Below are 9,711 nucleotides of genomic sequence, written 5' to 3'. Positions count from 1 at the left end.
CGCCGACCCCGACCGCGGAGCCGACGACGAGCCCCGCGCCCACCCCTGCGCCCGGTGGCGACCCGAAGATCATGGTCGGCGACAACACGGTCGCCCCCGGAGGAGCCCTGTCCGTCTCGGGTACCGGCTTCGTCGCCGGCGAGCGGGTCGCCGTCGAGCTCCACTCGACGCCGGTGACCCTGTCGCTGGTGACCGCCGATGCCACGGGCGCGCTCAATGCGACCGTCACGATCCCGGTCGGCACGGAGCCCGGTGAGCACTCGATCGTGCTGACGGGCCTCGATTCGAAGCGCACCGCATCGATCGGGATCGTCGTGACCCAGCCGGCCGTCGGTGCCGCATCGCTTCCCGCGACGGGAGCCGCACTTCCGGTCACCCTGATGGTTCTCGGCGGCGTCCTCGCCGCGGGCGGCGCCGTCCTCATCCTCCGCTCCGTCCTTCGCAACCGAAAGGCCTCCTGATCATGGCCCGCATCCGTACAGCCGGTCGCGTCCTTGCAGCCGGTGTCGCCTTGGGTGTGATCGCGACCGGCGGCGTCATCGCCACCGCGGCGCCCGCGTCCGCGGCATCCGTCCCCGCCGCCGAGCGCTACGCGCCGTCGATCGTCCCCGATCGCATCACGCTGCTGCCCGCGGCCGATCCCACGACGCAGCAGGTCGTGAAGTGGCGCTCGTCCACCGGCGTCGCGCAGGGAGTCGTGGAGTACCGCAGCCTCACCCCCGCGCCGTACCCGGCGAACGTGCTCTCGGTCGACGCGCAGAGCCGCGTCGAGCAGGCCGCCGATCTCGGGTACACGAACGTCGTCCACACGGCCACCCTGAGCGGTCTGCAGCCCGGCGTGTCGTACATGTATCGCGTCGGTGACGGCACGAACTTCAGCGAATGGCAGGACTTCGACACCGCGGCCGCCTCCGGGGACGACCGGTTCTCGTTCGTCTACCTCGGAGACGTGCAGAACGGGATCCTCGGTGACGCCTCGCGCGTGGTGCGTAACGCGTTCCGTGACCGCCCGAATGCCGACCTCGTCGTGCAGGTCGGCGATCTCGTGAACGACGCGCACTCCGACCAGCAGTGGGGCGAGCTCTATGAGGCCTTCTCGTACGGTCTGGGCACGCAGCAGTTGCTGACCACGCCGGGAAACCACGAGTACGACGGGGTGCTCTCGTCGCAGTTCTCGAGCATGTACACCTACGCCGACAACGGTCCGCAGGGCGAGGGCGGGGTCTACGACAAGCTCGCCGGCACGGTGTACTACGCCGACCACGAGGGCGTTCGCTTCATCTCGCTCAACAGCAACGTCTCCGATGCTGAAGGCCTGCGCGTCCAAGGCGAGTGGCTCGACAAGGTGCTGACGGAGAACACCCAGCGGTGGGCCGTGGTGTACTTCCACCACCCCGTCTACTCGCTCGACGAAGGTCGGAACAACCTCGGCATCCGCCAGGAGTGGGGGCCGATCATCGAGAAGCACAACGTCGACCTCGTGCTCAACGGACACGACCACGCATACGGTCGCGGCAACCTCGTCGCCAACGAGAAGAACCTGCCGGCCGGCGCAGACCCCAGTCGGAGTTCGACGGGCCCGGTGTACGTCTCGTCCAGCGTCGGGTCGAAGTTCTACGATGCGGGCCCGCGCCACTGGAACGAGAACGCCGCGCACCTGCGTCGCCTCGAGACCGGCCTGCAGACGTACCAGATGATCGACATCAACGGCGGCACGCTCCGTTTCGAGTCGCGTACGGCCGACGGCAAGTTCTTCGACGGGTTCACCATCACCAAGGACGGCGACACCAAGCTCGTCGTCGACGGCGTCGAGCCGCAGGTCATCGATCCGGGAACTCCCGTGCCGTGCCTCGGTTGCGAGCCGAACCCCGATCCCGGGCCGACCGATCCGACCGATCCCGAGGTCCCCGTGGGCGACTTCGAGTACGAGCAGACGGCCCTGCTGGACGCCGTCATGCCGAACAGTGTCGGTGGGGATCACACGGCGGCGTTGCCGGCGGGTGTGGCGTATCACCAGGGTCGTGACGTGCTGTACCTGGGCGACCAGAACGGCCGGAAGATCTTCGAGATCGACCCCGACACCGACACGGTGCGGCGCGAGATGACTCTGCCGGAGAACATCCGTGATCTGGGGATCGATGAGGAGCGTCAGCTTCTTTATGTGGGTCAGCAGAACCGGAACTGGGTGGTCGTCTCGATCGCGGATGACACGTTCGGGCAGGTCGTGCGTGGGCCGTACCCGATCATCGAGTCGCAGCGTTCGATCGACGTCGACCCGGTGAACGACTACGTCTACGTCGCCGTTCCCGCTCGCGGTATCGAGGTCTTCAAGGCCTCGACCGGTGTGTCGCTCGGCGTCGTGCGCGGGACGGCGGATGCGTACTACGTCGCGGCCGACCCGGCCACCGGCGTGGTCGCGTCGACGAAGTTCCAGGGTGTTGCGGGTACTCCTGACATCCAGGTCTTCGACGCCAAGAAGGGCTTCGCCCAGGTCTGGGAACGTGAAGTGCGCCCCGGCGCGCGTCAGCTGGACATCGACAGCGAACGGGGGCTGCTCTACGTCGGCTACACCGGCACTTCCTCCGACCGCGGTGGGTTCTCGGTGCACTCGCTGGCCACCGGTGAGAAGTACGCCGACCAGGTGGGTCCGCAGTTCGGCAAGGACGGTTACGGCATCGCGATCGACGAGGAGGACCAGCGCGTCTTCGTCGCCAACCGCGACTTCCGCCTCAACCCGCCCGGAGAAGAACTGGAGCCCCAGGCGGTGACCGTCAGCGCTCGCGCGACGACGGACCCGACCGACCCGACGGACCCGACCGACCCGACGGACCCGACCGATCCGACGGACCCCGAGGTTCCCGGTACTCCGTACGAGCCGAAGGCGCTCACGGTCTTCCCGACCGAGGGCGCGCCGGATGCCGCAGAGATCCGTCCCGTCGGCTCGGCGGTCGACCCCGCCACCGGCTTCGTCTACGTGGCCGACGAGATGCGACCCGCGCGGGTGCACGTCGTCGACCCGAAGACGGACAAGATCGTCCGCACCCTCACGGCGCCCACGACGGACCCGGCCGAGGACGGTCTGCGCGACATCGCGTTCGACCCGGCCACGGGCCATCTGACGGTCGCGTTCGGTGGGAACTGGGTGGTCATGGACGCCATGACCGGCGACAAGATCGCGGGGCCCTTCGCCTTCAGCGGCGGGGTTCGAGGGATGGACGTCGACTTCGCCGGCGGACGCGTCTTCGGTGGTCTCCGTGGCACGGGCTTCGACGTGCGCAACGCGGTGACGGGCGAGCTCATCACCGCGGTCGAGGGTCCCGCTGACGGTGGACCGTGGCGTACCCACGGTGTCGCGTACGACGAGAAGAACAACCTCGTCTACGTCAGCAACAGCGACACCTCGGGGTCGACCCAGGGCATCCGCGTCTACAACGGCACGGACTACACACTGGTCGACACGCTCGCCATCGACGGCGCGGACTTCCGCTCGATCGATGTCGACTCCGCCACCGGCGCGGTCGTGGTCGGGCACCAGTCGACCACGTTCGAGAACTCGGGCGTCTCGGTCTACCGCGCGGCCGACCTCGGGCTCGTCGAACGGCTGTCGGCCCACACCTACGGCAACAAGGTCTACGGGGTCTCGATCGACCCGAAGAGCCACGCGCTGTACGTGTCGGCACGCGACCGGTTCCCGACCGGGTTCATCCGCGTGACGCTCCCGGCCGAGCTTCCCGCCGCGCCGGCCGAGCCCTGGGTCGCTCGTGCCCTGGGCGCCATCCCGACCGAGGGGGCGGCCGACGCGGCCGAGATCCGTCCGGTCGGGTCGGCGGTCGACCCGGCGACCGGGTACGTGTTCGTCGCCGACGAGATGCGTCCGGCACGCGTGCACGTGATCGATCCCGCGACCGACACGGTCGTCCGCACCCTGACCGCGCCGACGGCCGACCCGGTGCAGGACGGTCTGCGGGACATCGCGTTCGATGCGAAGAACGGGCTGCTGTACGTCGCGTTCGGCTCGAACTGGGTGGTCATGGATGCCGAGTCCGGCGCCAAGGTGCGCGGTCCGTTCGCGTTCAGCGGCGGTGTGCGCGGCATGGACGTCGACTTCGGTCGCGGACTCGTCTACGGCGCCACCCGCGGCGGCGGCTTCGATGTCGCGGACGCCGTGACGGGCGAGCTGAAGCAGACCGTCGCCGGTCCGTCCGACGGTGGCGCGTGGCGCACGCACGGTGTCGCCTACGACGCGGTCGCCGACCTGCTGTACGTCAGCAACAGCGATGCCGACGGCTCGACCGAGGGCATCCGGGTGTACAAGGGGTCCGACTACTCGCTGGTGCAGCGCCAGCAGGTCGCGGGCGCCGACTTCCGCTCGATCGCGGTGGACGGCAAGAGCGGAACGGTGGTCGTGGGCAACCAGAGCACGACCTTCGATCAGTCCGGGGCGACGGTGTTCTCCGCCGGTGACCTGAGCCTCGTCAAGCGGCTCTCGGCACACGAGTTCGGCAACAAGGTCTACGGGGTCTCCATCGACACCGAACGCCACCTGCTGTACGTCTCCGCGCGCGACCGGTTCCCCGCGGGCATGATCCAGGTGACGCTGCCGCAGGGCTGAGTCGCCGCATCCGTCGGGCCGCACTCCCTTCGCCGGGAGGGCGGCCCGACGTCGTCGCGGCGGGGATGCCGCGGGGTCGCGACTAGACTGGCATCCATGCCCCGCGCCCCCAAGCTCGCCTCGTTCCCGGCGATCCGCGGAGCCCTGAAGTTCTACCAGATCTGCTCCATCATCACCGGTGTCGGCCTGCTTCTGCTGGTCGCCGAGATGATCGTGAAGTACACGCCCATCCACAAGGAGCTCTTCCTGGGCGGATCCGGCGGCTTCCTGTGGTTCGCGGACGCCATCCCCGGTCCCGGATGCCAGTGGTTCTCGCTGTTCGTCCCCGGCGGCAGCGGGTGTGACATCGTCTCCACCGGCGACGGCCTGAACATCTCGCTCGCGATCCTCGTGGTCCACGGCTGGTTCTACGTCGTGTACCTGTTCTCGTGCTTCCGCGTGTGGAGCCTCATGCGCTGGCCCTTCCGCCGGTTCGTCTTCCTCGCCCTCGGCGGCGTGGTGCCCTTCCTCTCCTTCTTCCTCGAGGTGCGCACCGCCCGCTCCGTGCGCGCCTATCTCGCCCAGCGCGAGGCCGACGAGGCCTCCGCTCCCGTCTCCGCCCCGGAAGGATCCCGGTGACCGAACAGACCGAAACGTCGCAGCGTCCCGTCCTCGTCGTCGACTTCGGCGCCCAGTACGCGCAGCTGATCGCCCGTCGCGTGCGCGAGGCCGGCGTCTACAGCGAGATCGTGCCGCACACGGCCTCGGCCGCAGAGATCGCGGCGAAGAACCCGGTGGGCATCATCCTCTCCGGCGGTCCCTCCTCGGTGTACGAAGAGGGTGCCCCGCGGCTGGACGAGGGCGTCTTCGACCTCGACGTGCCCACGCTCGGCATCTGCTACGGCTTCCAGGTCATGGCTCAGGCGCTCGGCGGCGAGGTCGCGAACACCGGCTTGCGCGAGTACGGCGCGACGGATGCCACGATCGTCACCGAGGGCACCCTGCTGCAGGGTCAGCCCGCCGAGCAGAACGTGTGGATGAGCCACGGCGACCAGGTCTCCCGCGCGCCCGAGGGCTTCGACGTCCTCGCCCGCACCGCGCACACGCCCGTCGCCGCGTTCGCGAACGACACCCGTCGCTTCTACGGGGTGCAGTGGCATCCCGAGGTCAAGCACTCCGACCACGGTCAGAACGTGCTCGAGAACTTCCTGCACAAGGCGGCGGGTCTCCCGGCCGACTGGAACAGCGGCAACGTCATCGCGGAGCAGGTCGCGCGCATCCGCGAGCAGGTCGGCACGGGCCGCGTGCTGTCGGCGCTGTCGGGCGGGGTCGACTCGGCCGTGTCCACCGCGCTCGTGCACGAGGCCGTCGGCGACCAGCTCGTCGCGGTCTTCGTCGACCACGGGCTCCTCCGCAAGGGCGAGCGCGAGCAGGTCGAGAACGACTACGTCGCGTCGACCGGCGTGCGCCTGATCACCGTCGACGCCCGGGAGACGTTCCTGAACGCCCTCGCCGGCGTCAGCGACCCCGAAGAGAAGCGCAAGATCATCGGCCGCGAGTTCATCCGCGCGTTCGAGAAGGTGCAGGCCGACCTCGTCGCCGAAGCGAAGGCCGACGGCGAGCCTATCCGCTTCCTCGTCCAGGGCACGCTGTACCCCGACGTCGTGGAGTCCGGCGGCGGCGCCGGCACCGCGAACATCAAGAGCCACCACAACGTCGGCGGCCTTCCCGAAGACCTGCAGTTCGAGCTCGTCGAGCCGCTGCGCACCCTCTTCAAAGACGAGGTGCGCGCGATCGGTCGCGAGCTCGGTCTGCCCGAAGCGATCGTCGGCCGTCAGCCCTTTCCGGGGCCCGGTCTTGGCATCCGCATCGTGGGCGAGGTCACCGCTGACCGTCTCGAGATCCTGCGTGATGCCGACGCGATCGCCCGCGCCGAGCTGACGAAGGCGGGACTGGATGCCGAGATCTGGCAGTGCCCCGTCGTGCTGCTGGCCGACGTCCGCTCGGTCGGGGTCCAGGGCGACGGTCGCACGTACGGTCACCCGATCGTGCTGCGCCCCGTCTCGTCCGAGGACGCGATGACCGCCGACTGGACGCGTCTGCCCTACGACGTGCTGTCGAAGATCAGCAACCGCATCACCAACGAGGTGCGCGAGGTCAACCGCGTGGTGCTCGACGTCACGTCGAAGCCGCCGGGGACCATCGAATGGGAGTGAGCCGGTTCTGACACCGGCTCCCGCGCCGGTGCCGTCGCCCCTCCAGCGGGCGGCGGCATCGGCGCTGTGTCGTCAGGAAGATGAGGGGACGAGAGTGGACTTTCCCGACGCGTGGTATCTCATCCTGTCGAGCCGACTCATCCCCGACCTCGACGGCGGGTACACGATCTCGACGCTCGCGCGGGCGCAGCAGATGGCGGATGCCGGAGCCTCGGCGCTGCTGCTGACCGTCGACCCCGGCACCAGCGAGGCGCACGCCGCGCACCGCGCGGAGTTCGTCGCGCGCGGGGCGGCGACGGCATCCGATGTCTTCCGCAACCTGTTCGACGAGGCCGTGGGGCCCGACGGCGGGGCTGCCGACTGGCTGCGCGCGGCGGCGCGGCGGGGCGCGGCTGACTCGGCGCTGGAGTACCGCAGCGTCGCCGGGGGAGCGGTCGACCTGCCGAACGTCATCGATCCGCACTGGCACCTCACGACGGCGCCGATCGTGATCCGGGATGCCACGGGCGCCGACGTCGGGGTCATCGACGGGTTCGGGGCGCTCTACCGCGCGTGGCTCGCTCACGTCGTCGCGGGGCTCCGCGCCGAGCGCGACGTGCCCGTCGTGGTCGTGTGCGAGTCGCGTCAGCTCGGCGAGCTCATCGTCGAATGGGACGACCCCGACGTGCGGATCGTGCACACCGTGCACACGATCCACCTCGAGCCGCCCTTCACCGCCGACGCTCCGATCAACGCCCTGTGGGAGCGATGGCTGGCGGTCGCCCCGCGATTCGACGCGGTGCTGTGGCCGACCGCGTGGCAGCGCGACGACGTGCGCGAGCGGTTCGGCGCGGACCGCGTGGACGTCGTGGCCCCGCACGGGGTCCCGACACCCGCCGTCGCGGCCCCCGCGGAAGATGGACCCGTCGTGGTGCTCGGCCGACTCGCGCCGGGGAAGCGCCTGGACCACGCCGTCCGCGCCTTCGCGCGCGTCGCCGCGGCCATCCCGACCGCGCGCCTGGAGTTGTGGGGCGCGGGCGCCGAACGCGACCGCCTCGAAGCGCTGGTCGCGGCGCTCGGCGTCGGCGACGCCGTGACACTGCCCGGGCTGACCCTCGACCCCGGTGCCGTCCTCGACTCCGCGTCGGTGTACCTCACGACCTCGGCGTTCGAGGGCCAGGGCCTCGCGCTCGCCGAGGCGCTCGCCCATGGCATCCCCGTCGTGGCCTACGACATCCGGTACGGCCCTCGCGACATGCTCGCCGCAGGCGGCGGCATCCTGGTTCCGGACGGCGACGAGGACGCGCTCGCCGACGCCCTCACGCGCATCCTCGGCGACGCGGCGCTGCGGCAGCGGCTCGCGGCCGAGGCTCGGCTGGCTGCGACGGCGCTGAGTCCCGCGCGCGCGATGGACACCCTCGCCGCGGCGGCTGCCGAGGCGCTGTCGCGTCCGACCCGGCGCTAGCCCGGTCGCCGGCCGTGTCGCCAGGCCGGGGCCGCCGGGACACAACGCAGGAAAAGCGCAGCGGGAGGCTCATCGATCCGCGTCCTCACGGGAGGCGTGGACCGCATCTCCTTCGTTGTGTATCGGGAGGGGCTCAGGGCCGGCCCGCCCAGGGGTCGTAGTCGGCGATCAGTTGCTCCTGCGGCGGACGCTCGGCATCCGGGACGTGCTGCAGGTTCACCCGCACGCGGTACCAGAGCGAACTCGACCCGCGCATGCCGTCGAGCAGGACGTCCGCGGGATGCAGAGCTGACGCGGCCTCCGGATGCCGCGACCTCCAGGTCTCGAGGGCGTCGAGCGCCTCGGGCTTCGTCTTCGTGCGGGCGACCTCGATGAGCGGCATCGTCGATGCACGGCGCCCCGAGCCGTCCGAGCCGCGCGGCGGCTTCTCGGCCGGCCCCATCCGCTCGGCGAGCGCCAGGAGCCCCTCGAGGGACCCGACGGCGTCGTCGATGCCCGCGTGGGGATCGCCGATCGCCGCGAAACGCTCGGGCACCGTGAGCACGGTGAACTCCTCCGGGCGGCGCTCGCGCACCTCGTCCCACGTCAACGGTGTCGACACGCGCGCGTCGGGCAGCGGCCGAACCGAATAGGCGGATGCCACGGTGCGGTCCTTCGCGTTCTGGTTGAAGTCGACGAACACGCTCTCTCCGCGCTCCTCCTTCCACCAGCGAGCGGTCGCGAGGCCCGGGGCACGGGTCTCGACCTCACGCGCGAGGGTTTCCGCCGCGAGCCGCACGTCGGGGTATGCCCACTCGGGGGCGATCCGGACGAGGATGTGCAGACCACGCGAGCCCGACGTCTTGGGCCACCCGGCGAGCCCGTGGTCCTCCAGCACGTCGCGGGCGACGAACGCCGTGTCCACGATCTGCGCCCAGTCCACGCCCGGCATCGGGTCGAGGTCGATGCGCAGTTCGTCGGGGTGGTCGAGGTCTTCGGCTCGCACCGGGTGGGGGTTGAGATCGAGGCATCCAAGGTTGGCGATCCACGCCAGGCCCGCGGCATCCCGGATCACCGTTTCTTTCGCCGACGTCCCCGAGGCGTAGTGCAGGGTCGCTGTGTCGATGAAGTCGGGGTGGTTCTCGGGCACGCGCTTCTGGAAGAACGGCTCTTTGTCGAGTCCTCTGGCGAAGCGCTTGAGCACCATGGGGCGTCCGGCCGCACCGCGCAGTGCTCCGTCGGCGACGGCGAGGTAGTAGCGCACCAGGTCGAGCTTGGTGAGCCCGGGGACGGGGAACACGACTCGATCGGGGCTCGTGACCACGACGTCGTGACCGTCGACGTCGAGGGTCACCGGGGGAGTCTTGGCGGGGCTCATGCCGCGAGGCTAGACCCGCGGCATCCTCTGCGCGGGCCCCTTGCGCGGGCCCGTCCCCCGCGTCGCCGGGCGCTGAACGAACGACGAAGGGCCGCCCCGAGAA

5 protein-coding genes and 1 pseudogene are annotated in these 9,711 nt (G+C 70.3%); 5 read left to right on the top strand and 1 reads right to left on the bottom strand.

Features of this window, described 5'->3' with window-relative positions; translation table 11 throughout:
• The 5 genes and pseudogenes from FE256_RS18175 to FE256_RS10535 all read left to right on the top strand — a co-directional run.
• Positions 1–461: pseudogene (locus tag FE256_RS18175) on the top strand (hypothetical protein); the annotation flags it as partial.
• 2 nt (positions 462–463) lie between these two features.
• Positions 464–4,612 (top strand): metallophosphoesterase, encoded by a 4,149-nt coding sequence (locus FE256_RS10550; protein WP_138175356.1) that lies wholly within the window; start codon positions 464–466, stop codon positions 4,610–4,612.
• Positions 4,613–4,708: 96 nt separating this feature from the next.
• The gene (locus FE256_RS10545; protein ID WP_138175354.1) at positions 4,709–5,230 is read left to right on the top strand and encodes a DUF3817 domain-containing protein; all 522 of its coding nucleotides are present in this window, start codon (positions 4,709–4,711) and stop codon (positions 5,228–5,230) included.
• The gene (guaA, locus tag FE256_RS10540; RefSeq protein WP_138175352.1) at positions 5,227–6,807 is read left to right on the top strand and encodes a glutamine-hydrolyzing GMP synthase; all 1,581 of its coding nucleotides are present in this window, start codon (positions 5,227–5,229) and stop codon (positions 6,805–6,807) included. Before FE256_RS10545 ends, guaA begins: the two co-directional genes overlap by 4 nt.
• A gap of 94 nt (positions 6,808–6,901) precedes the next feature.
• On the top strand, positions 6,902–8,251 hold the full coding sequence (locus FE256_RS10535) for a glycosyltransferase (protein WP_138175350.1): 1,350 nt from the start codon (positions 6,902–6,904) through the stop codon (positions 8,249–8,251).
• A 133-nt stretch (positions 8,252–8,384) separates the two neighbouring features.
• On the opposite strand, the gene ligD is transcribed toward FE256_RS10535, so the two are convergent.
• The gene (gene ligD, locus FE256_RS10530) at positions 8,385–9,608 is read right to left on the bottom strand and encodes a non-homologous end-joining DNA ligase (RefSeq protein WP_138175348.1); all 1,224 of its coding nucleotides are present in this window, start codon (positions 9,606–9,608) and stop codon (positions 8,385–8,387) included.
• Between the last annotated feature and the right edge of the window lie 103 nt (positions 9,609–9,711).

Origin of the sequence: Microbacterium sp. 5K110 (assembly GCF_005774735.1) — a bacterium.
Classification (GTDB): domain Bacteria; phylum Actinomycetota; class Actinomycetes; order Actinomycetales; family Microbacteriaceae; genus Microbacterium.
Note: the sequence above shows the minus strand (reverse complement) of the source record. Positions and strands in the feature narration are given on the sequence as shown.

What these genes read in the sequence shown, in the direction of transcription:
- FE256_RS10550 (WP_138175356.1), top strand. Translation starts at nt 464, where the DNA reads ATGGCCCGCATCCGTACAGCCGGTCGCGTCCTTGCAGCCGGTGTCGCC.
- FE256_RS10545 (WP_138175354.1), top strand. Translation starts at nt 4,709, where the DNA reads ATGCCCCGCGCCCCCAAGCTCGCCTCGTTCCCGGCGATCCGCGGAGCC.
- ligD (WP_138175348.1), bottom strand. Translation starts at nt 9,608, where the DNA reads ATGAGCCCCGCCAAGACTCCCCCGGTGACCCTCGACGTCGACGGTCAC.